The organism is Rhodococcus sp. 852002-51564_SCH6189132-a (genome assembly GCF_001665495.1).
Classification (GTDB): domain Bacteria; phylum Actinomycetota; class Actinomycetes; order Mycobacteriales; family Mycobacteriaceae; genus Rhodococcus; species Rhodococcus pyridinivorans.
The window spans coordinates 51,254-72,754 of record NZ_LZMJ01000061.1 but is presented as its reverse complement, the minus strand read 5'-3'; the positions used below and the strand labels follow the sequence as shown (position 1 = coordinate 72,754).

Annotated in this window: 18 protein-coding genes; 6 read left to right on the top strand and 12 right to left on the bottom strand. The window is 67.3% G+C overall.

The window, feature by feature from the left end; translation table 11 throughout:
• Positions 1–9: 9 nt before the first annotated feature.
• Complete coding sequence (locus A5767_RS14705; RefSeq protein WP_006553140.1) at positions 10–708, top strand: AzlC family ABC transporter permease; 699 nt, start codon at positions 10–12, stop codon at positions 706–708.
• Entirely contained in the window at positions 701–1,030 is a 330-nt protein-coding gene (locus A5767_RS14700) for a branched-chain amino acid transporter permease (protein ID WP_064852582.1), read from the top strand. The genes A5767_RS14705 and A5767_RS14700 overlap by 8 nt, the downstream gene beginning before the upstream one ends.
• Here the strand turns inward: A5767_RS14700 and A5767_RS14695 are convergent.
• Positions 1,000–2,238 carry a glycosyltransferase 87 family protein gene (locus A5767_RS14695; RefSeq protein ID WP_064852581.1) on the bottom strand — a complete coding sequence of 413 codons (1,239 nt, stop codon included), beginning with the start codon at positions 2,236–2,238 and terminating at the stop codon, positions 1,000–1,002. The two genes, A5767_RS14700 and A5767_RS14695, sit on opposite strands and share 31 nt — an antisense overlap.
• A gap of 232 nt (positions 2,239–2,470) precedes the next feature.
• Entirely contained in the window at positions 2,471–3,712 is a 1,242-nt protein-coding gene (gene aztD, locus A5767_RS14690) for a zinc metallochaperone AztD (protein ID WP_064852580.1), read from the bottom strand.
• A 217-nt stretch (positions 3,713–3,929) separates the two neighbouring features.
• Between aztD and A5767_RS14685 the strand changes: the two genes are divergently transcribed.
• Positions 3,930–5,117, top strand: coding sequence for an ATP-binding protein (locus tag A5767_RS14685; protein ID WP_006553144.1), 1,188 nt, complete (start codon positions 3,930–3,932; stop codon positions 5,115–5,117).
• Positions 5,118–5,139: 22 nt separating this feature from the next.
• On the opposite strand, the gene A5767_RS14680 is transcribed toward A5767_RS14685, so the two are convergent.
• Together A5767_RS14680 and A5767_RS14675 are read right to left on the bottom strand one after the other, a co-directional pair.
• Positions 5,140–5,814, bottom strand: a complete 675-nt coding sequence (locus A5767_RS14680) for a nitroreductase (RefSeq protein ID WP_039958294.1) — start codon at positions 5,812–5,814, stop codon at positions 5,140–5,142.
• Positions 5,815–5,924: 110 nt separating this feature from the next.
• Entirely contained in the window at positions 5,925–6,932 is a 1,008-nt protein-coding gene (locus A5767_RS14675) for an NAD(P)H-dependent glycerol-3-phosphate dehydrogenase (protein ID WP_064256437.1), read from the bottom strand.
• A gap of 157 nt (positions 6,933–7,089) precedes the next feature.
• Between A5767_RS14675 and A5767_RS14670 the strand changes: the two genes are divergently transcribed.
• The 3 genes from A5767_RS14670 (at position 7,090) to A5767_RS14660 (ending at position 10,435) form a co-directional block, all read left to right on the top strand.
• Positions 7,090–7,539, top strand: coding sequence for a helix-turn-helix transcriptional regulator (locus tag A5767_RS14670; protein WP_033097561.1), 450 nt, complete (start codon positions 7,090–7,092; stop codon positions 7,537–7,539).
• Between the two features lie 5 nt (positions 7,540–7,544).
• A complete protein-coding gene (locus A5767_RS14665; protein WP_033097560.1) occupies positions 7,545–7,955 on the top strand; it encodes a VOC family protein in 411 nt (136 codons plus the stop codon).
• 80 nt (positions 7,956–8,035) lie between these two features.
• A complete protein-coding gene (locus tag A5767_RS14660) occupies positions 8,036–10,435 on the top strand; it encodes an ATP-binding cassette domain-containing protein (protein ID WP_064852579.1) in 2,400 nt (799 codons plus the stop codon).
• Here the strand turns inward: A5767_RS14660 and A5767_RS14655 are convergent.
• From A5767_RS14655 to A5767_RS14620, 8 genes are all read right to left on the bottom strand, one after another.
• Complete coding sequence (locus tag A5767_RS14655; RefSeq protein ID WP_064852578.1) at positions 10,425–11,666, bottom strand: benzoate/H(+) symporter BenE family transporter; 1,242 nt, start codon at positions 11,664–11,666, stop codon at positions 10,425–10,427. The two genes, A5767_RS14660 and A5767_RS14655, sit on opposite strands and share 11 nt — an antisense overlap.
• A gap of 12 nt (positions 11,667–11,678) precedes the next feature.
• Positions 11,679–14,408, bottom strand: coding sequence for a helix-turn-helix transcriptional regulator (locus tag A5767_RS14650; protein WP_064852577.1), 2,730 nt, complete (start codon positions 14,406–14,408; stop codon positions 11,679–11,681).
• Positions 14,405–15,748 carry an MFS transporter gene (locus tag A5767_RS14645; protein WP_019288830.1) on the bottom strand — a complete coding sequence of 448 codons (1,344 nt, stop codon included), beginning with the start codon at positions 15,746–15,748 and terminating at the stop codon, positions 14,405–14,407. The genes A5767_RS14650 and A5767_RS14645 overlap by 4 nt, the downstream gene beginning before the upstream one ends.
• 100 nt (positions 15,749–15,848) lie before the next feature.
• Positions 15,849–16,646: a 1,6-dihydroxycyclohexa-2,4-diene-1-carboxylate dehydrogenase gene (locus tag A5767_RS14640; RefSeq protein WP_006553153.1), complete on the bottom strand. Its 798-nt coding sequence runs from the start codon at positions 16,644–16,646 to the stop codon at positions 15,849–15,851.
• Positions 16,643–18,262: a benzoate 1,2-dioxygenase electron transfer component BenC gene (gene benC, locus A5767_RS14635; protein ID WP_019288829.1), complete on the bottom strand. Its 1,620-nt coding sequence runs from the start codon at positions 18,260–18,262 to the stop codon at positions 16,643–16,645. The genes A5767_RS14640 and benC overlap by 4 nt, the downstream gene beginning before the upstream one ends.
• A gap of 32 nt (positions 18,263–18,294) precedes the next feature.
• A complete protein-coding gene (gene benB / locus A5767_RS14630; RefSeq protein WP_019288828.1) occupies positions 18,295–18,798 on the bottom strand; it encodes a benzoate 1,2-dioxygenase small subunit in 504 nt (167 codons plus the stop codon).
• A gap of 14 nt (positions 18,799–18,812) precedes the next feature.
• Entirely contained in the window at positions 18,813–20,186 is a 1,374-nt protein-coding gene (gene benA / locus A5767_RS14625; protein WP_006553156.1) for a benzoate 1,2-dioxygenase large subunit, read from the bottom strand.
• Between the two features lie 321 nt (positions 20,187–20,507).
• Positions 20,508–21,500 (bottom strand): 2Fe-2S iron-sulfur cluster-binding protein, encoded by a 993-nt coding sequence (locus A5767_RS14620; protein WP_197483250.1) that lies wholly within the window; start codon positions 21,498–21,500, stop codon positions 20,508–20,510.
• Position 21,501: the final 1 nt, after the last annotated feature.

Sequence of the window (21,501 nt, the reverse complement as noted above, 5' to 3'; positions counted from 1 at the left end):
GATAGCCTGATGAGCATGCCCGACCGTCGTACCCTCGAGATCCGCGCGGGTATCAAGGACTCCTGGGCCGTCGGGCTGGGACTGATCCCGCTGGGGCTCGCGTTCGGTGTGGTTCTCACCCAGGGCGGGTTCGAATGGTGGTGGGCGCCGATCTTCTCCACCGTCATCTACGCGGGGTCGATGGAGTTCCTCGCGATCGGTCTGATCGCGGCGGTCACGCCGCTCGCCTCGGTCGCCGCGGCGACACTGCTGGTGAACTTCCGGCACGTCTTCTACGGCCTGTCGTTCCCGCTGCACCGCATCCGCAGCCGGCTCGGGCGTCTCTACGGCGTCTATGCGCTCACCGACGAGTCGTACGCGATCGTCGCCCCCAAGGCACGTGAGCCGCTCTCGGGTACCCGCATCCTCACGGTCCAGGTGCTCTGCCAGCTGATGTGGGTCGTGTCGGGCACGATCGGCGCGTTGATCGGGGCAGTGCTCCCCGACGGGCTCGCCGGACTCGAGTTTGCCCTCACGGCACTGTTCGCGGTGCTTGCGATCGATGCCTTCCGCGCCAACCGCGACGTGCCGGCGCCGGTGCTCGCGCTGGTCTGCGGTCTCGTCGCATTGCTGGTCGCGAAAAGCCAGATGCTCGTCGTCGGGCTCGGGTTGTTCGTGGTGTGCCTGTTCGTGCGTTTCGTCTACCGGAACAAGGTGGCCCGTGCCTGAGTCGGTGCCCAGCGCCGGATATGTCCTCGGCGCTCTGGCGGTGATGTTCGTCGTGACGGTCGCGTTGCGCGCGGCGCCGTTCCTCGCGTTGTCGGCGCTGAAGAACTCCGCCTTCGTCGATTTCCTGGGCCGTACGATGCCCGCGGGCGTCATGGTGATCCTGGTGATGTACACACTGCGTGACGTGGGGGAGTCGACCTGGCTACCCGCGTCCGTCGGTCTCGCGGGCACGATCGCGGTGCATCTGTGGCGACGCAACGCCGCGCTGAGCACCGTTGTCGGGACGGGTCTCTATCTCGTCGCGTCGGCGTTCTGGACCTGAGCCGGCGCGGCGACGGTCTCCTCGCGCTCGACGGCGTTCTCGGCACCGGGGCGACGATGGCGCGCGGCGACCATCGCGGCGACGAAGACTGCGATCGCGGCCAGGCACTGCGAGGTCCCGAGGACTTCGAGGAGCAACTGCTCGACCCAGCCGCCGGAGGACGCCTCACGCAGCAGGTGGTTGGGTCCGATGAGGAAGACCACGGTGGCGGGCCCCAGCACGGGCCACCAGCGGCGGTAGGCCGGCGCGACGAGCAGCGGCACGAGGCACAGCGCGTACACCCAGTGGTGGGTGACGGCGATCGGAGCGGCGAGCAGCGACGCCAGGCCCACCAGGGCCACCGCGACCACGGGCTCGTCGGCACGCAGGAAGCGGTAGGCGGCCCATGCGGTACCGGCCACGACGACCAGGGCACCGGCCAGCCACAGCGCCTTGGCGGTGCCGTCGGAGAAGTCGAAACGGGCGATGAGACCGGTGAGCGCCTGGTTGCGGAAGAACGACGGGTCGCCGGCGCGGTCGGTCGCGAAGAACTCCGTGGTCCAGAAGTAGACGGTCGAATCGGGGCGCAGCCAGTAGCCGAACGCGACGGTCGCGGCAAAGGCGCTCAGCGCGCGGAATGCCGACGGCCAGTCGCGGCGCAGCAGGAAGATCAGGCCGAAGGCGGCCGGGGTCACCTTGATGGCGGCGGCCAGCGCGATGCCGACACCGCGGAAGCGCTTCGGGATCACACCGAGCAGGTCGGCGACCACCAGTGCCATGAGCACGATGTTGATCTGGCCGAACGTGAAGTTGGAGCGGAACGGCTCGAGCCACAGCACCGGTCCGAGCGACGCGGCTGCGATCAGGCTCGGCTGCGACATGTCGAGTCGCTGGTAGACGACCTCGAGCACCCACCACACGAGAGCGATGAGTCCGATCGTCCACAACACCTGCAGGGCGGTGCTGCCCACCAACGCCATCGGGGCGAAGAGGAACGCCGCGAAGGGTGGGTAGATGAACCGGAAACCGGAATGGCTGAAGAACCCCTCGGTGTACAGCGGGGTGTGGTGCAGGAAGGCCCAGCCGGCATCGCGGAAGACGTCGAGATCCATGAGGTACTCGTTCAGCGCGTCGCGCAGGTATCCCGCGACTGCCAGCGCCGAGACCGTCAGACCGATGGCGATCAACAAGGATCGAACAGGTCGGGTACGGACTTCGGTCAACAGCACGGGCGGTACCTCCCGGTAGGAAACAGGTGCGTCGCCACGTTACACAATCGTTGTCTTCGGGATCAGGCGCCGAGAATATCGCCTCCCCAACCGTTTTGGTCGGGAAATCCGTTTCGCGAACTTGGGGAGTGAGACGGATCACGTTGCGGAAAGATCTCGACCGGCCGGACGTGAGGGGAGTATTCGTCTTTCTAGCTCCACAGCTAGAAAGACGAATACTCCGGTAGCGGAGTCAGGCGACGCCGCTGATCTCGTTCGGGGTGTGCGGCAGTTCGGCAGAGCGGATCTCACCCGAGGTCACGTCCACCGCGTACAGGGAATCGGTGGCGGGATCGGTGACGAACGCCGTATCGCCCCGCACCTCGAGTGCGGGCCGAGGTGCCTGCCACTCGTCGGGCTCGGTCCACGGCTCGAGCACCTCGATCCGCCGGACGATCTCGCCGGAGTCGGGATCGATCACGTGGAGGTTGCCGTCGGTGCCAAGAACGAGTGCTTCCCCTGCCGGTCCGCGACCGAGGGAGCGGAAGGTGTAACTCGTACCGAGGTCGACGAGACGCACCGACGCCGTGCGGGTGTCCACGAGCGCGACGCGCTCGGGACGCTCGAGCTCGGCGTCGGGATCGGTCTTGTAGTCGCCGAGGACGACGGGCGAGTCCTCGCTGCCGGCCTGGTTCCCGATCCGGCCGTAGGGGTCGGGCACCGGCGCCTTCGTGAACGTTCCGTCGCGCAAGATCACCATGCCGTCCTCACATCCGAAGGCGACGACCCCGTCGGCCGCGACCGTCTCACCGTGCACACCCGGGCACTGTTCGGTGCGCGTGATCTCGGTGCCGTTCTCGTCGAGCAGCGCCACACCGGTCCGATCCTCGGAATCGCCGAGGGTGACGAGCATGCCGCCGTCGGGCATCGGGACGGCCACGCCGTGGTGGGCCTCGGGGAGCGCGCGACTGTCGAGATCCGGCAGGTCGGTCGCCGAGGCGAGATCGGCGGGGTCGAACACGTCGATGCGTCCGGTGCCGTCGTCGAACAGGGCGGTGACCCCGGCGTGCGGCACGACGTGTCCGGGCTTCTCGGCGGCGAACGTCAGGTCGGTGAGCGTGGGTGCGCCGGTGTAGTGGTGACCGTGGTCGCCGTGGGCTTCCGTCCAGCTGCCGGTGTCGAGCACGCGGAATCCGCCTTCGGTGGAGATCAGCACGTGGCGTCCGTCGCCGGCAGGGGAAAGGCGGTTGAAACCGTCGAGTGCGAAGTCGTCGACGACGGTGAGTTCTTCTTCCTCGACGACGAGGACGCCGCCGTCGTAGGTCAGGGCGAGGCGCGGCTGCGCCGTCGCCACTTCGGAAGCGGCGGCGGAGGTCGTCGTCTCGGGGGTGTCGGCCGCAGTGGTGTCGGCCTCGGTCGTACCGCCGCAGGCGGCGGCGAAGGTCGCAGCGACGACGGTGAGGGCGGCGCCGCCGTAGCGGGAGAGCGTTGTCATGGGGAAAGAAATAGCTACTATCGAAAATGAATGTCAAAGTCTGAAATGCGCATGCGTGCATGTCGCTCCGGGCGGCCGAGGTTGCAGTTGTTGTCGAGAAATCGCCGAAATGTCGACAACAACTGCGGTTTCGAGCTCGGACATACGCGAATACGGCCGTCTACGACACGCACTAGATGAGCTCAGAATCCGATGAGTTCGCCGTTAGCATCGACGGATGGATCCTGTCCGCAACCCGTACGCCCCGGGCGCGGGACAGCGCCCGCCCGAGCTCGCCGGCCGCGAGAAGCAACTCACCGCGTTCGAGGTGGTCCTCGAACGGATCGCCCGGGAACGACCCGAACGCAGCGTCGTCCTCACCGGCCTCCGCGGTGTCGGCAAGACCGTCCTTCTCAACCATCTGCGCTCCGCCGCCATCGCGAAGAGCTGGGGCACCGGCAAGATCGAGGCCCGTCCCGATCAAGGACTGCGACGCCCCCTGTCGTCGGCGCTGCACATGGCGGTCCGCGAGATCGCCGCCGCGCATCCGGATCCGGAATCGGTGGAGTACTTCCTCGGGGTGCTCAAGTCGTTCGCGCTGCGGGCTACCGCCGACAAGGGCATGCGCGAACGCTGGCAACCCGGCATCGATGCTCCGGCCGTGAAAGGGCGGGCCGACTCGGGTGACATCGAGATCGACCTCGTCGAACTGCTTGTCGACGCAGCAGGACTCGCACGCGACGTGGGCGTGGGCATCGCGTTGTTCATCGACGAGATGCAGGACCTCGGCTCCGACGACGTCTCAGCGATCTGCGGGGCCTGCCACGAGCTGAGCCAGGACGCCGCGCCGCTCATCGTCGTCGGGGCCGGTCTGCCGCACCTGCCCGCGGTGCTGTCGGCGTCGAAGTCCTACTCCGAGCGGCTGTTCACCTACCACCGCATCGACCGGCTCGACCGTGCGGCAGCGGATCTCGCGCTCATCGCGCCTGCGGCACGAGAGGACGTCGAGTTCACGCAGGACGCCCTCGACCTGCTGTACGAAACCGCCGACGGCTACCCGTATTTCGTGCAGGCCTATGGTAAGACGACCTGGGACGTCGCAGCGGATTCGCCGATCACCGCCGACGACGTGCGGGTCGCGGCACCGACTGCGGAAGAGGAACTCGCCGTCGGCTTCTTCGGCTCCCGCTACGAACGGGCGACCCCCGCCGAACGCGAATACATGCGGGCCATGGCGGATCTGGCGGGCGACGACGGGCCTGTCGCGACCTCGAAGATCGCCGTCGAACTCGGACGGAAGCCTGCCTCCCTGTCACCTGCGCGCGACGGATTGATCAAGAAGGGCCTGATCTATTCCGCCGAGCGCGGGTTCATCGGGTTCACCGTTCCGCACTTCGGGCGGTACCTGCGCGCCCAGAACGACTGACCCGGCCGGGGTGATCGAAAGTTCAGTCGACCCACTCGACGGTCTCGTCGAGCGACGCGCGATTCGTGCGACACGCATTGGCCGGGTGCGCCTCGTCGGCGTAACCGAACGAGATGGCGCAGACGATGTCGCGGTCGTCGCCGATGTTCAGTTCGCGTCGCAGCGCGGTGGCCGTCATCGCGACGGCGGCCTGCGGGACGGCGGCGATGCCGAGCGACTCGGCGGCGAGCAGCAGGGTCGAGACGTAGCCACCGCAGTCGACGGCGCCGTACACGCCGAGGGCCTTGTCGGAGGTGATGATCGCGACGTGCGGTGCGCCGAAGAAGCGGTAGTTCTCGAGCATCTGCTCGGTGCGGCGCTGGTAGTCGTCGCGGGCGATGCCCAGCGCGTTGTACAGGGCGTAGCCGGCGCCGCGGCGACGCTCGGCATAGGCGCCGCGGTATTCGGCGGGTCCCGGGATGTCGGGATCCATGTTCCCCGAGGTGGCCTGCGCGTAGACGGCGTCGCGCAGGCGGTTGGTGGCGTCGCCGCTGACGATGTGCACGTGCCAGGGTTGGGAGTTGCACCAGGACGCGGTGCGCTGACCCATCTGCAGCATGCGTTCGATGTCCTCGCGCGGGACCTGTTTCGTCAGGAAGGCGCGGCAGCTGAAACGGGTGTCGAGCAGGGACGACAGCGTGTCGGCGGCAGAAGTCATGTCACCACGATGGCACATCACTTCACCGAGCGTTCGTTCAGCCGGTCGGGAGCACACTACAGGCGACTATTCGGCTTTCTACGATCCGTCCGAGAAAGCTGTAGAGAAGGTCAGACGATGTCCCTCTCGTCGCCGGGTGTGACCCGGCGCAGCCCCCGATAGGCATCGGTGGGGGTGCTCTTCCCGGTCACCACGGCCGCGACCTCGGCGGCGATCGGCATCTCCACCCCGTACTCGCGGGCGAGTTCCATGACCGTCGGCGCGGTCTTCACCCCTTCGGCGACCTGCCCCAGCGCCTCGACGGCCTCGTCGATGCTGAGCCCGCGCGCCAGCGCCTCACCGACCCGGCGGTTCCGCGACGACGGACTCGTGCACGTCGCGATGAGATCACCCATCCCCGTGAGGCCCGCGAACGTGCGCGGATCCGCACCCATGGCCTCACCGAGACGCGTCATCTCCGCCAGCCCACGGGCGAGGACCATCGCGCGGGTGTTGTCGCCGACGCTGAGTCCTTCGGCCATGCCGGCCGCGATCGCCACGATGTTCTTGAGGATCCCGCCCAGTTCGCAGCCGAGCACGTCGGTATTGCGATAGACGCGGAACAACGACGTGGCGAACAGCGGTTGCAGCGCCGCACTCACCGCTTCGTCCTGCATCGCGACCACCGACGCGGCGGCCATGCCGTCGGCGATCTCCCCGGCGATGTTCGGACCCGCGAGCAGCCCGACGGGGTGCCCCGGAAGGCATTCGGCGATCACCTCGGTGGGCCGCAGGCGGGTGCCCGGCTCGAGGCCCTTCACGAGCGAGACGACCGGAACCCACGCGCGGATCTCGTCGACGACCTGCTCGAGTGTCTTGCGCACTGCATGCGACGGCACACCGATTACCAGGACGTCGGCTTCGCGGGCGGCCTCTTCTAGATCGGACGTCGCGCGCAGGCCCTGCGGCAGTGGCCGTTCGCCGAGATATCGACGGTTGCGGTGCTCGGTGTCGATCTCACGCGCGATGTCGTCGTTGCGGGCCCACAACGTCGCCGGGGTGTTGCGTGCGGCCAACGACGCGATCGTGGTTCCCCACGATCCCGATCCGAGAACGACGACGCGAACCGCACGAGCCATCGGTGACCTTTCGTCCGTACGGGCAGGTATCGACAGAGTGTCAGTTTTCCGGTCCCGGCGGGTCCGGTTTGTGGTCCCGGGATCCTCGCGGGGCGGATGTGCTGTGGAGGCGCACGACGACAGGATCGAGGCGGCGCATCGTGGCACGATCGGACCCGTGCCCGGTAAACCCGTCACCGATCAGCGTCTGCGCGACCTCGCGTTGCTGCGCCGCGTCCGCGACCGCATCGACCGCGAGTACGCCCAGCCCCTCGACGTCGAGGCCCTCGCCCGCGGCGTGAACATGTCGGCCGGCCATCTCAGCCGCCAGTTCAGGCTCGCGTACGGCGAGTCGCCCTATTCGTATCTCATGACCCGGCGTATCGAGCGGGCCATGACGTTGCTGCGACGCGGCGACCTCACCGTCACCGAGGTGTGCTTCGAGGTGGGCTGTTCGTCGCTCGGCACCTTCAGTACCCGGTTCACGGAACTCGTCGGCGTGCCCCCGAGCGTGTACCGCAAGCAGGCGGGCGAGGAGACGAACGGCATCCCGTCGTGCGTGGCGAAGAATGTCACCAGACCGATCAGGAATCGAGAAGCGCGGACGGGTCCGCCGGTCATACCGTGATCGGCATGGACATCACCATTCACCAGACATTCCTTCCGCACACCGATCCCGAGGCGTCCCTCGCGTTCTACCGCGACACCCTCGGCTTCGAGGTCCTCAACGACGTCGGTTACGCCGGGAAACGCTGGATCACCCTCGGCCGCAGCGACACTCCCGGCACGTCCCTGGTGCTGTACCCGCCGGACGCCGACCCCGGCATCACGGAGGAGGAGAACGCCACCATCGCCGAGATGATGGCCAAGGGCACCTTCGCATCGATCATCCTCGCGACGAAGGATCTCGACGGGACGTTCGAGCAGCTGCAGGCCGGCGACACCGAGATCGTTCAGGAACCCACCGACCAGCCGTACGGCGTCCGCGACTGCGCTCTCCGCGACCCCGCGGGAAACATGGTCCGCATCCAGCAATTGCGCTGACCGATCCCACGATCGGCCTTACTCTCCGATCGTCGCACCCGTTCCGCCCCGCATCCGTACGACCACTGGAGTCTTCGAACATGACCTCGACGAAGGACACACCGGCACATGCAGCGCACGTCGCCGACACCCACGATGCGATCCGGGTTCACGGAGCGCGCGTGAACAATCTCCGCGACATCAGCGTGGAGATCCCCAAGCGGCGATTGACGGTGTTCACCGGTGTCTCCGGCTCGGGCAAGAGTTCGCTGGTGTTCAGCACGATCGCCGCCGAGTCGCAGCGCCTGATCAACGAGACGTACAGCGCGTTCGTGCAGGGATTCATGCCGACCCTGGCCCGCCCGGACGTCGACGTGCTCGACGGCATCACCGCGGCGATCATCGTCGGCCAGGAACGGATGGGATCGAATCCGCGCTCGACGGTGGGCACCGCCACCGATGCCAACGCGATGCTTCGCATCCTGTTCAGCCGGGTTGCGGAGCCGCACATCGGTCCGCCCAACGCCTACTCGTTCAACGTGCCGTCGGTGCGGGCCAGTGGTGCGGTGACGGTGGAGAGGGGCGCGGGGAAGACCCAGGCCGAGAAGGTGACCTTCAACCGGCTCGGCGGCATGTGCCCGCGATGCGAGGGCAAGGGCAACATCTCCGATTTCGACCTGACCGTGCTCTACGACGACGGTCTCTCCCTCAACGAGGGCGCCCTGAAGATCCCCGGCTACAGCATGGACGGCTGGTACGGCCGGATCTACCGCGGCTGCGGCTTCTTCGATCCCGACAAGCCGATCGCGAAGTTCACCAAGCGGCAACTCCACGACCTGCTCTACAAGGAACCCACCAAGATCAAGGTGGAGGGCGTCAACGTCACCTTCGAGGGCCTGATCCCGAAGATCCAGAAGTCGTTCCTGTCCAAGGATCTCGACGCGATGCAACCGCACATCCGTGCGTTCGTCGAGAAGGCCGTCGTCTTCTCCACATGCCCGGACTGTGAAGGGACGCGTCTCGCCCCCGAGGCGCGGTCGTCGAAGATCGACGGCAGGAGCATCGCGGATGTGTGCGCGATGCAGATCAGCGATCTCGCCGAATGGGTGCGCGGACTGGATCTTCCGCAGGTTGCCCCGCTGCTGAAGAACCTTTGTCATCTGCTCGACTCCTTCGCGGACATCGGGCTGGGATATCTGTCGCTGGATCGTCCCACCGGCACCCTGTCCGGCGGAGAATCGCAGCGCATCAAGATGATCCGCCATCTCGGATCGTCGCTGACCGATATCACCTACGTCTTCGACGAACCGACGATCGGCATGCACCCGCACGACATCGCGCGGATGAACAACCTGCTGCTGCAACTGCGCGACAAGGGCAACACCGTGCTCGTCGTCGAACACAAACCCGAGGCCATCGCGATCGCCGACCACATCGTCGATCTCGGCCCGCGCGCCGGCACCGAGGGCGGACAGGTGGTCTTCGAGGGCACCGTCGACGAACTGCGGCGTGCCGACACCCTCACCGGTCGTCACCTCGACGACCGGGCGTCGCTGAAACCGACGGTGCGCACCCCGAGCGGAGCCCTGAAGGTCCGCGGCGCAGACACGCACAACCTGCAGAACGTCGACGTCGATATCCCGCTCGGCGTGCTCGTCGTGGTGACCGGCGTGGCCGGATCGGGCAAGAGTTCGCTGATCCACGGTTCGGTGGCCGACGGCGACGGCGTGGTCACGATCGACCAGAGCCCCATCAAGGGCTCGCGTCGCAGCAACCCCGCGACCTACACGGGTCTTCTCGAACCGATCCGCAAGGCGTTCGCGAAGGCCAACGGTGTCAAGCCGGCCCTGTTCAGTTCCAACTCCGAGGGCGCCTGCCCGACCTGCAACGGCGCCGGTGTCGTCTACACCGACCTCGGGGTGATGGCCACCGTCGAATCGGTTTGCGAGGACTGCGAGGGCAAGCGCTTCCAGACCGCCGTGCTCGACTACACCCTGGCGGGGAAGAACATCGCCGAGGTGCTCGCCATGTCCGTCGCGCAGGCCCAGGAGTACTTCGCCGACGGCGAGGCACGCACCCCGGCGGCGTCGAAGATCCTGCAGCGACTGTCCGACGTCGGCCTCGGCTATCTGCGGCTCGGCCAGCCCCTGACCACCCTGTCGGGCGGTGAGCGGCAGCGGCTCAAGCTCGCCACCGCGATGGCCGAGAAGGGGGAGACCTACATCCTCGACGAACCCACCACGGGCCTGCACCTCGCCGACGTCGAACAGCTGCTCGGTCTGCTCGACCGGCTCGTCGAGTCCGGCAAGTCGGTGATCGTCATCGAACACCACCAGGCCGTGATGGCCCACGCCGACTGGATCATCGACCTCGGTCCCGGCGCCGGCCACGACGGTGGACGCATCGTCTTCGAGGGCACCCCCAGCGAACTCGTGGAGGAGCGGTCGACGCTCACCGGCGAGCATCTCTCCGAGTACGTCGGGGTCGGGGTCAGCGGCTGAAGTCCGGACGCTCCATCAGCCACGACACGGCCACACCCGCGACGAGCCCCCAGAACGCCGCGCCGATGTTCCAGACGGTGATGTTCGAGGCGGTGACCACGAACGCGACGAGCGCACCCATGGTGTGCTTGCTCGCGAACCCGGCCACGAAGGCGCCCTGCAACGCTTTGAGCATCGCCAGGCCGCCGAGAGTCGCGACGAACGAGGCGGGCGCGGCGATCATCCACCGGACGAACAGCGGCGCGAACAGTCCGAAGACGATCGCCAGCGTCCCGCATGTGATCGCCGCGGTGTACTGACGGGACCGTTCGCCCGACGACACGAGCAGCGCGTTGGTCGGTCCGGTCAGACAGGTCGACACGGCGCCGACGCACGCGGCAAGGAAGGACCACAGTCCGCACGCGATCGCCGAGACGTTGACGGGCGGATTGTGCCCGGCCGAGCGCAGCACCGCGATGCCTTGCCCGTTCTGCACCACCAGCACGGTGATCGCGAGCGGCACGACGAGTTCGAGGATCGCCGACCACGTGAACTGCGGGGCGGTGAACACCGGTGCGGCGAAGACCGCGCTGTCGGTCCCGGACGGTGAGAACCGGCCCGACAGCGCGACCGCGCCCACCCCGGCGAGCAGAGCGCCGAGGATGGGAGGCATCCACTTACCGAGGACCGCAACGGAACTGAGCAGGAGGAAGACGATCACCATCGGTGCGGCGATGGCGACGTCGGAACCGAGCGCCGAAACCAGATCGATGCCGAACTTCAGGAACACCCCCGCGACCATCGCCATGACGATGGGCATCGGCAACGCTTCCATCACTCGGCGCACCAGTCCCGAGGCCCCCAGTACCGTCACGACGGCCGCTGTCACGAAGAATGCGCCGACCACCTCCGCCCAGCTCAGGTGGGTGAGCGACCCGCCGACCAGCACGGTGCCGGGGATGGTCCAGAAGAACCCGAGCGGTTGCCGGTAGGCGACGCTCATCACGATGGTGAGCAGCCCGTTGAGGGCGAACACCCCGAAGATCCACGACGCCAACTGCGGTGCGCTCAGCCCGCCCGCGGCGCCGGCGGCGAGGATCACGGCGACCGGTCCGGTGCACGAGAAGACGAGCCCGATCAAGCCGTTCGCGGCGTATCGTGGGCCGAGATCCCGGAGTATCCCGCGCGGTCCGACGACGGGACGCACGGGGCGTTCGAACAGATCGGTCTCGGCGGTGGGGCGATCGTCCACGGCGGTCAATGATCAACCTCGATCCTGTTGTCGGAACTTCGCGGCGAGCTCGCTGCGCGAGCGGATGCCGAACTTCGAGTACACGCGGGTCAGGTGGTACTGCACGGTCTTGACGGACAGGAACAGCTCACCGGCGACTTCCTTGTTGGTGCGGCCCGACGCGACGAGTGTGGCCACGGCGCGTTCCTGCGGAGTGAGGGTCGTGAAATCCGAACGCGGGGTCTCGGTCTCGCCGTCGCCGGTACGAAGACCACCGGCCTTGAGTTCCCGGTCGCAACGTTCCACGTACGAGACGGCGCCGAGCGACGCGTACAGCTCACGGGCGGTGCGGATCACCGCGTCGGCGTCGCGGCGACGCCCCGCGCGGCGCATCGTCTGGCCGTACGCGAAGTTGATGCGTGCACGGTCGTAGGGCAGTGGCAGCGTGTCGATCTCGTCGAGTGCGTGTTCGAAAGCGTCGCGGGCGGCGTCGATGTCGCCGCGGGCTCCGAGGATGCGACCGCGCACGTAACCGAGGCGGGCCTTGGCGGAGCGGTGACCGCGTTCGGCGGCGAGTTCCTCGTGCGGCCGCAGGAATTCGTCCGCTTCGTCGACGCGTCCGGTGATCACGAGGGCGTTGCCGTAGAGATCCGGCCACGGCCAGTGGCCGGGTTCGTCGACGGCGCCCCGCTCGCGCATGGTGACGATCGGTTCCAGATAGCGCAACACGCTCGTGTAGTCGGAGACGACCTCGGCGCACTGCGCCAGGCACAGGCAGGCCGGTACGAGCATGAGCGGGTAGTCGTTGTTCCCGGCGCGGGCACGGTGGGCGTGTTCCCGTGCCGCGGTCCAGTTCCCGCGCAGCGCCTGGACCTGGGCGCCGGTCCAGTGGACGAGCGGTCGGAGCAGATCGAGTTGTGTCGCGTCGAGCTGCGCCGCCGCGCGATCGACGGTGCGCAGCGCGTCGGACCACGCACCGAGCGCGAATTGTGTTCGCGCGAGCCAGGCCTGCGCCCACAGCGAGATGCGCAGCGACCCGCCGCGGAAGATGGTCGGTTCGGCCGCCTCGAGTTCGGTCCGGGCGAGATCGGGCCGGTCGAGCACCAATGCGAGCCACCCCTCGGCCATGCGGATGCGCTGGCTCTGCGCTCCGAGCCGGATGACATCGGACAGAGCCGAATACGACTCGACGGCCTCATCGACGCGACCGGTCATCGCCAGCCCGAGTCCGCGGATGGCCCGGGACTCGACGACGGGTGGAGCCGTCTCGGGGAGGGTGTCCGCGGCACGATCGGCCCACAGGACAAGATCGTCGCCGCGCAGCCGTGCCAACGAATGCAACACCATGCGTTGCGAAATAGTGGCGGCGAGTTCGGGTTCGGATTCCGGATCGTCGAGCATCGACCACGCTTCGGTGAGAAGGTGGTGCGCTTCCGCGGCCCGCCCCCGCTGGATCGCGAGATAGCCGAGCACGGCGTTGCGCATCGGTCCGCTCGGCACGCTCTCGATCTCGGGGACGAACGTCTGGGCCTGGGGCAGGTCCGCCGCACCGGTCAGTGCGTCGACACCGCGGATCATCCTGCGGGTCCGTAGTTCTCGGTCGAGAGTGATACGGCTCGCGGTGATGAGCGCTTCGGCCGCTTGGGACCAGGCGCCGTCGGCGGCGCATCGCCGGGCGTAAGCGTCGAGGTCGGCGGCGAGTTCCTCGTTTCCGGTCGGTGTCGCGGACACCAGGTGGAACAACCGGGCGCCCTCGTCGTCGACGAGCGAAGCGGCCCGCGCGTGCAGGCTGTGCCAGCGGGCCGGGCCGATCTCGTCGGCCACGGCGGCGCGGGTCATGGGGTCGGGGAACGACAACGACACCACGCCACGCTGTTCACGCATCGTGAGCAGACCGAGCCGGTGGGCCTCGTCGAGCGGCCTGGTCGTGTCGCCGACCTCGGCGAGTTCGGCGACGAGCGCGAGGGATTCGGTGGCTCCCCGTGTCGCGGCGGTGTCCAGGACGGCGACCGATTCGACGAGCGCGCGCGTGTCCGGTGAACACCGGGCAAGGATGCGACCCACTTTCCCCGCGTGTTGTCTCGGTGCTGGGAAACGCGCCTGCCAGCGGTGCCATTCGTCGCGAGGGATCTCGTCGAGAAGCTGCAGGATCGAGCGGGTGTTCCCGAGCGTGTGTTCCTGCAGGCGACGCGCCGTCCACGCGGACAGGTCGACGCCGATGCGATGCAGTGCGAGTTGCGCGACATCCGGGGGCGCCAGCGCGCCGACGTGGAGGGTGTCCACGCGGTGGCTGTTCGAGAGGAGGTCGGCGGTCGCCGGGGCGACATCGTCGGGAAGCACGTCGGGCACGATCCAGATCATGAGCAGGGGACGTCCGTGCGCTCGCCTCAGCGACGACGACAGCGACTGCAACGACTCGGCATCCGCGTAGTGCGCGTCGTCGACGACGATCACCGTCGCGTCGTCGATCCGGTCGAGGAGCGTGCGTGCCGCCCCCACCGGGTCGCCCGCCGTGACGGTGTCGCCGAGCAGCTGTTCGAGCACGGACCACGGATGGCCGGCTTCCCAGCGGGCCCCGGTCGCGTCGTGTACGGCGAGGTCGTCGTGGCGAGCGACGAAATGCGAAACGAGGGAGGATTTTCCGACGCCGGACGCCCCCTCGACGAGGACCAGCGAGGGGACACCCGCGCGGGCTTCGTCGAGGAGGCGTTCGAGTTGCAACAACTCGGAGTTCCGGCCGATCAGCACAGCGTTGTCCGTCACACATCCACGGTAGTCGGCACGGGGCGATCGGAACTGCGGACCGGCGAGACGGACTGGACCGGGCGGGGCACGAACCACGTGACCAGACCACCGGCGAGCGCGATACCCGCGAAGATGTAGAAGTTCACGTTGTTCGCGAAGCCCGCGCCGATGAGCAGACCTCCGATGACCGGGCCGACGATGCCGCCCAGGCGGCCGAAGCCGGCGCACCACGCCACGCCCGCAGCGCGGGCGGGGGTGTCGTAGTAGTTGGACACGAACCCGTAGATGAGCACCTGGGTGCCGATCGTGCCCGTACCGGCGATCGCGACGGCGGTGAGCAGCACCGGCAGCGGGAAACCGAGCGTGAGCAGCACGAGGGCCACGGCCGCGAGGAAGAAGGTGGTGACGATGACGGACTGCGGTCCGCGGCCGTCGGCGACCTTCGAGGCGAGCAGGCCGCCGAGGATGGCGCCGCCGTTGAGGACGAGGAGGAAGGCGAGCGAGCCGTTGGCGTTGTAACCGGCGTCGGCCATGATCTTCGGCAGCCAGGTGTTGAGGCCGTAGGTGAGCAGCAGACCGGCGAAGCTCATCATGCCGAGCAGTCCCGTACCGAGGGCGTACTTGCGGGTCGCGAGTGCCGCGAAACCGATCTTCTCGGTGGAAGCGACAGGTGCTGCGGACGGCAGTGGGAAACCGAACTTCTCGCACACACGCTGCGCCTCGTCGGAGCGTCCCCGCGACTGCAGCCAGGCGGGCGACTCGGGAAGCTTCATCAGTGCCAGCGGGAGCAGGATGAGCAGCGGCAACGCGCCGATGAGGAACAGTCCGCGCCAGCCGATCGCGTCGCGCAGCAGGATCGCGAGCAGCGAGGCCATCACACCGCCGGCGGGGACACCGCTGTAGACGATGGCGTTGAACAGGTTGCGCTTGCCGGGCGGAGCGAACTCGGCGACCACGGCTCCGGCGGTGGCGACGAGACCGCCGACGCCGATGCCGGTGAAGAAGCGGAGCGCGCCGAACATCGTGATGCTCGTGGAGAAGGCCGCCGCACCCATGCCGACGGAGAACCAGACGATGTTGATCAACATCATCTTCCGGCGGCCGACGCGGTCACCGAACGCACCGGTCAGCAGCGCGCCGACCATGACGCCGATGAGCGCGTAGGAGCCGAGGGCACCACCCTGCTGGGCGGAGATCTCCCCGAGCTGGGTCGGATCGGCCATCAGGGTCGGAAGGACGGTGCCGTACACGACGAGGTCGTAGCCGTCGAAGATGATCGCGAGGGTGGCGAGCGCGACGATCCAGATGACGCTGCGCCGATGTTGTGGACTGGCCCAGGTCTGCGTGGCGTGGGGCATGCGTTGCTCCGGTCTGTGGGTGGAGTCACAAGAGGATTCGGGGAGAAAAGTGGCCTCACCGGGGGGACTGGCGCCTCCGGTGAGGCCGAGCGAGGGGCGGTCAGCCCAGATCGCCGCCGGCGACGGGAAGAACCGTGCCGGTGATGTAGGAGGCCTCCTCGGAGGCCAGGAAACAGATCGCGGCGGCCTGCTCGTCGAGCGTGCCGTACCGCTTGAGCAGGGAGGAATCGACGGTCTGGTCCACGATCTGCTGGTACCAGGCCTTCTCCTGCTCGGACTGCGGCGACGGACCGCGCGCGATCCGCCGCTCGGGAGCGACGGTGCCGCCCGGGGCGGTCGCCACCACGCGGACCCCGTAGGGGGCGAGTTCGAGGGCGAGCGACGCGGTGATCGCGTTGACCCCACCCTTCGCCGCCGAATACGGCACGCGGTTGACGCCGCGGGTCGCGACCGACGAGACGTTCACGATCGTGCCGGCGCGTCGCTCGATCAGATGGGGAGCGGCGGCGCGACACGTCCACAGAGTGGGGAACAGCGACCGCCGGATCTCCTTCTCGATCTCCTCCGGCGCATAGTGCTCGTACGGCTTGGCCCAGATCGTGCCGCCGACGACGTTGATCAGCACGTCGATGCGGCCGGTGGTGCGGACGGCGTGGGAGATCGCCTCCTCCGCGCCCTCGAAGGTCTCGAGATCCGCCGTCACCGAATGCGCCTTGCCGCCCGCCTCGCGCAGCTGCTCGGCCACCTCGTGGACGAGATCCGCGCGGTCGACGAGCACGACCTCACCGCCCTCGGCGGCGATGCGGGTCGCCACCGTGAGACCGATGCCCTGCGCGGCGCCGGTGATCGTCAGGCACCGTCCGTCGAACCGGCCCGGGAAGATCTTCGTTTCGATCATGAGGAGACACCTGCTGGGGCACCGCTGGCGATGGCGCGACGCATCGTCTCCTTGGCGTGCTGCGAGTGGACGACGATCAGGTCGCGCGCGGCGGCCTTGTCGCCCTTCTCGAACGCCTCGACGAGCTGCAGGTGCTCGTCGACGATGTGCTCCTCGATCCACTGCGCGTCGCGCAGGACCTGCTTCATCAACCGGGTGACCTCGAGCTTGTTGTAGGCCTCGAGCAGCACCGGGTTGGTGCAACAGCGGAAGAGGAACTCGTGGAAGGCCGCATTGGTGTCGGTGAACGCCGCGGCGTCGGTGAAGTGGTCGCCTTCGACCGACGCGCCGGACGCCTCGGCGAGGATGCGGAACTCGACGAGCTGCTCCGGCGTGAGCCGGCCGATCGTGAGTTCGACGACCCCGAGTTCGAGGGCCATGCGGGCGTCGAACTGCTCGTCCGATTCGGCGACGGGCGGATGCTCCTCGCCGATCTCGTAATTGCCGGGCTCGGGGTTCTCGAGCACCACCGGACGACCGGTCTCGGCGGCAGCCTTCTCCGCCGCGGCCTTCTCGGCGTCGGTGGCAGCGGGTGCGGTTGCCCCACCCGGGGTGGCCGAGGTGTTGAACTTCTCGAAGTAGAAGTTCGTCGGCTCGATACCGTTCTCGGACAGGTGGTTACGCACCGCCTCCACCATGGGCGGCGGACCGCACAGGTAAATGTCCACATCACCGTCGTTGAGGTGCGACGGCTCGAACAGACCCGTCACGTATCCCTTGTTCGGGGCGGACGACGCTTCGTCGGCGACGCAGTAGTCGAACGTGAAGTTCGGCAGCCGCTTCGTGTACTCCTCGAGCGCGTCGAGTTCGACGAGATCGTGATCGAAGGTGACACCGTAGATCAGGTGCACCGGCTGGTCCGAGCCGTCGGCCTCGATCTTCGACAGGATCGACAGCAGCGGCGCCAGGCCGGTACCGCCGGCGAGCAGCAGCGACGGACGCTTGCGCTCGCGCAGGAAGAAGCTGCCGAATGGGCCGGTGAACTCCAGGGTATCGCCGACCTGCGCGCGGTCGCGCAGGTACTCGGACATCAGACCGTCCTCGGTGATCTTCACGAGGAACGCGAGCGAATTCTCGTGCGGGCCGGTGCTGAACGAGTACGAGCGGGTCGCCGGCTTACCGGTGCCGTCGTCGCTGCCGGGCACGCCGATGTTGACGTACTGACCGGGCAGGAACACCAGATCGTCACGGTTGTCGATCTCGACGGTGAACCCGACGACGCTCTCGGAGTAACGGCGCAGATCCGTGATGGTCGCGCTGTACGAGGCGGCTGCGGTCTTCGCGACATCGGAGGTGCTCGCGATCTGCACCACCAGATCGGATTCCGGCATCATCTGGCACGGCAGGCAGTAACCCTGCTCGGCCTCTTCGTCGGTGAGGGCGTCCTCGATGTAGTCGCCGCCGTCGTAGCTGCCCGATTCGCAGAAGGCCTTGCAGGTTCCGCACGCGCCGTCGCGGCAGTCGAGCGGAATGTTGATGCGTGCCTTGTACGAGGCGTCGGCGACGGTCTCGTTCGGGTTGACCTTGATGAAGCGGGTGACCCCGTCCTCGAAGCTCAATGCCACCTGGTAAGCCATGGCACGTGCCTCCTTTCGTGATCGGGGTGGAACTAGACGACGTAGACGTCGACGATGTGGTGGATGTAGTCGTTCTTCAGGACGATCTTCTTCTTCTTGATCACCGGCTGTGCGCCCGAGACATCGAGGGTGAGGAAGGTGGCCCCGAAGTAGGTGTCGGTGGTGTTGTAGCGGAAGTACAACGAGAACCAGTTGTGCCGCAGGTCGATTTCGGTGCCGCGACGCTCGAGGATCTCGACGTTGGTGATGTTGTGTCCTGTGCGGGGTTCGGGCAGCGAGGTCGCCGACGAACGGTCGGTGCGGATGCGGAACACCCGGTCCTCGAGGCCGCCGCGATTCGGGTAGTAGATCAGCGAGATCTCGGTCTGCGGGTTCTCGGTGAGAGCACCGTCGTCGTCCCAGGCCGGCATCCAGTACTCGGCATCGGGGTGGTAGCACTCGAGCCACTGCTCGAACTCGCGGTCGTCGAGCAGTCGGGCCTCACGGTAGAGGAACTGTTCGATGTCGGTCTGCGTGAATTCGTGTACGGCAGTCATGATTCCGGTTCCTCTCAGAGCGCGGACGGGTCGGCGGCGGAACTCTCGGCGGCGATGGCCTCGCGCATCGCTTCGAGCCAGTAGCCGTGCTGGATCGGGTACAGGCCTTCGTCCTCGGTCTTCACACCGCTCGACAGCACCTTCGTCATGCCGAGATCCTGAGCGACCTCGTCGGGTCCGTTGAGGATGTGGGTTGCACCGCGGCTCATGTCGTTCCAGGGCGCAGCCGATGCGAGGTAGGTCTTCTGGCAGGAGCGGAACTCCTCGAGATCATCCGGGGTGGCCATGCCGGTCGCGTTGAAGAAGTCCTCGTACTGACGGATCCGGTTGGCGCGGGACTCGGCGCTCTCACCCTTCGGTGCGATGCAGTAGATCGTCACCTCGGTCTTGTCCACGGAGATCGGGCGGAAGTGCCGGATCTGCGAGGAGAACTGGTCCATGATGTACACGTTCGGGTACAGGCACAGGTTGCGCGACGCGCCGACCATGAACTCGGCCTTCTTCTCGCCGAACTCCTTCGCGAGTTCGTCCTTGCGCGGGTACAGCGGACGGTCCTCGGGGTTGCCCCACCACATCCACAGCAACAGGTGGCCGTGGTCGAACGAGTAGTAGCCGCCGCCCTGCTTGCCCCAGGTGCCGGCGTCCATCGCCTTGGTCTCGTTGCTGGACTCACCGGCAGTGCGGCGCGCGGTGGTCGCGGCATAGTTCCAGTGGGTGGCCGAGACGTGGTAACCGTCGGCGCCGTTCTCGGCCTGCAGCTTCCAGTTGCCGTCGTAGGTATAGGTGGACGAACCGCGCAGCACCTCGAGGCCCTCGGGGGACTGGTCGACGAGCATGTCGATCATCTTCGTGGTGTCACCGAGGTGGTCCTCGAGCGACTTGACGTCGGGATTCAGGCTGCCGAACAGGAAACCGCGGTAGCTCTCGAAACGAGCGACCTTCCGCAGGTCGTGGCTGCCGTCGGTGTTGAACTGCTCGGGATAGCCGGCGTCGCGGGGATCCTTGACCTTCAGCAGCTTTCCGTTGTTGCGGAACGTCCAGCCGTGGAAGGGGCACGTGAAGGTGGTGCGGTTGTCGGTCTTGCGACGGCACAGCATCGCACCGCGGTGGCTGCACGCGTTGATCAGGCAGTGCAGCTCGCCTTCCTTGTCGCGGCTGATGACGACGGGCTGGCGGCCGATATACGTGGTGAAGTAATCACCGACGTTCGGGACCTGGCTCTCGTGGGCGAGGTACACCCAGTTGCCCTCGAAGATGTGCTTCATCTCGAGTTCGAAGATCTCCTCGTCGGTGAAGACGTCACGGCGGATCTGGTACCGCCCGGTGCTCGGGTCTTCGACGAGTGCGCCGTCGAGGCGAGTGCGCACGTGCTCCACGATGTCGGTCATGGGATCCTCCAGGTATCGGCTTCGTTCCCGGGACGGACAGGGCGTGTCCGACGCGGCCGAGCCTGTACTGAAGATTCGTGGTGACCGGGGTCTTTCTCCGGTCCGGCTCGACGCGATGTGTCCGGCGATATCTCCACGATGACAGCCTGTGGCTACGGTCACACCAGGCAAATACCTAGGGATACCTAGGACCCCTGGGTGGGGGGTCGGAAGGCCCTCGAGCGACCGGAGGCGGAAAGACCCTCGACACGGCCGTACCGCTCGTGCGCATCGCGGTGCCGGAGCAGCGCGTGCGTACGAGCGGTACGGGGATGAGGGTATTCAGCCGGCCGGGGTGAACCGTTCGCGCCGGATGCGTCGCGGCGACATGCGGCGACGCTTGAACGCCTTCACTGATGCCTCGACGAACGCGTCCGATCCGCAGATGTAACCGGTGAACTCCTTCGCGGACGCGACGTCCTCGAGGAAGGCGTCGGTGACGTATCCGTCGCGGTCTCCGCCGCTCTCCCTGCTCACGCAGGTGATGTAGCGGAAACCGTGATGACGGGTCTCCAGTTCGCGGAGAAACTCGACATCGTACAGGTCCGCGCAGGTACGGACCCCGTGGTAGAGCAGGATCTGCCGGTCGGGGACGAGGGAGAGCGCCTGCCGGACGATGGCCTCGAGCGGGGCGAGGCCCGTCCCACCGCCGAGCAGGACGATCGGGCCGGTGCCCTCCAGATCGAAGGTGAAGTCGCCGTACGGGCCGGTGACGGTCACGCGTTCACCCACGTCGATGCGCTCGAAGACCCATTCGCTCGCGACTCCACCGGGTTGCCGGCGGATGTGCAGTTCGAGCTCTTTGGCCTCGGAGGGCGGATTCGCGAGTGAGTACTGCCGTCGGATCTCGGTCCCGGGAACTGTCACCTCCACGTACTGCCCGGCCGAGAACTCGAGCGGTTCGTCGGCGGTGAGCAACACCTTGCGTGTGTCGGCGGCGATGTCGCGTACCTCGGTGACGGTGACGACGACGTCGCGCAGCACGTGCGTGCTGGCGGGTTCCTCCGTTGCGGGGGTCTCGAAGGCGACGTCGCCGCGCGGGGTGGCCTGGCACGCGAGGACGAATCCGGCCGCGAGTTCGTCGGCGGTGAGCGTCTCCTCCGGCGAGTTCCGATGATCGAGTTCGCCGTCGAGGACCTTGATCTTGCAGGTGCCGCAGGTTCCCTGGTTGCAGGAGTTGGGCATCCAGTTGCCGTTGCGCAGGAACGCTTCCAGCACCGTCCGACCGGGTTCGCAGGGAACGACGCCGGTGCCCGCGGTGAGTGTGTACGGCATG